At 60.0% G+C, this 1,311-nt stretch carries 1 pseudogene; it reads right to left on the bottom strand.

What is annotated here, in order from left to right:
• Positions 1–76: 76 nt before the first annotated feature.
• Positions 77–1,311 (bottom strand): annotated as a pseudogene (locus tag ACIPLA_RS28265) (molybdopterin dinucleotide binding domain-containing protein); the annotation flags it as partial.

The following is a 1,311-nucleotide window of genomic DNA, read 5'->3' as shown; positions in this document are numbered from 1 at the left end:
CTGTCGAACAACCTGTCGGTGTACTCCGCCGGTTTGACCACGCTGACCCTCGGCCTGAAGGTCAAGCGCGTGTATGCACGTTCACGATCCGTTCCTGTGCGTGATACATCATCACCATGCCGTCCTTGACGCGCTGGCTGACCACCGCCCGGGCGGTCAGTGCACCGTTGACGTTGAAGCATTCGATCCAGTCGTTGTCCTCGATGCCGGCGCTTTTCGCGTCGTTCTCCGAGAGCCAGACAATAGGCCCGCCTCGGCTGAGGGTGAGCATCAGCAGGTTGTCGCTGTAGGTGCTGTGGATGCCCCACTTCTGGTGCGGGGTGATCCAGTTCAGGACGATTTCCTTGTGGCCGTTACTGCGCTTGCCTTTCACCCCTTCGATGGTGCGGGTGTTGACGGGCGGGCGATAACTCATCAGTTGCTCGCCGAACGCCTGCATCCACGGGTGATCCTGGTAGAACTGCTGGCGACCGGTGATGGTGCGCCATGGGATCCCTTCGTGAACGTTGGTGTAGCCGGCGTTGTAGCTGACGTGATCGTCTTCGAGTCCCGACCAGGTCGGGCTGGAAATGATCTTGCGCGGCTGCGCCTGAATGTCGCGGAAACGAATCGCCTCGTGTTCCTTGGACAGCGCCAGGTGGCTGTGATCGATGCCGGTAAATTCCGACAACGCCGCCCAGGCCTTGACGGCGACATGGCCATTGGTTTCCGGCGCCAGGGACAGAATCACTTCGGCGGCATCGATCGCCGTGTCGATTTTCGGACGGCCGTGACTGATACCGGCATCGCCTTCTTTGTGATTGAGTTCACCGAGAAATTTCACTTCGGCGTCGGTGTTCCAGTTGATGCCCTTGCCACCGTTGCCGTGTTTTTCCAGCAATGGCCCAAGCGACGAGAACTGTTTGTAGATGTTCGGGTAGTCACGCTCCACCACATGCAGGTTCGGCGCGTTCTTGCCCGGCTCCGGTGCCACGCCAGCGCTTTTCCAGTCGGTGCCGCCAAACGGTTGGGCCAGTTCGCCGACGCTGTCGTGCATCAACGGGATGGTCACCAGGTCTTTCTCCACGCCCAGATGCCCGACCGCCATGCTGGAAAACGCCTTGGCGATGCCTTTGTAGATTTCCCAGTCGGAACGCGATTCCCACGCCGGGTCGATGGCGGCCGACAACGGGTGAATGAACGGGTGCATGTCCGAGGTGTTCATGTCGTCTTTTTCGTACCAGGTCGCGGTCGGCAAGACGATGTCGGAATAGACGCAGGTCGAGGACATGCGGAAGTCCAGCGTGGTGACCAGATCGAGCTTGCCGATGG

Origin of the sequence: Pseudomonas sp. NPDC086112, assembly GCF_044746425.1 — a bacterium.
Lineage (GTDB): Bacteria > Pseudomonadota > Gammaproteobacteria > Pseudomonadales > Pseudomonadaceae > Aquipseudomonas.
Note: the sequence above shows the minus strand (reverse complement) of the source record. Positions and strands in the feature narration are given on the sequence as shown.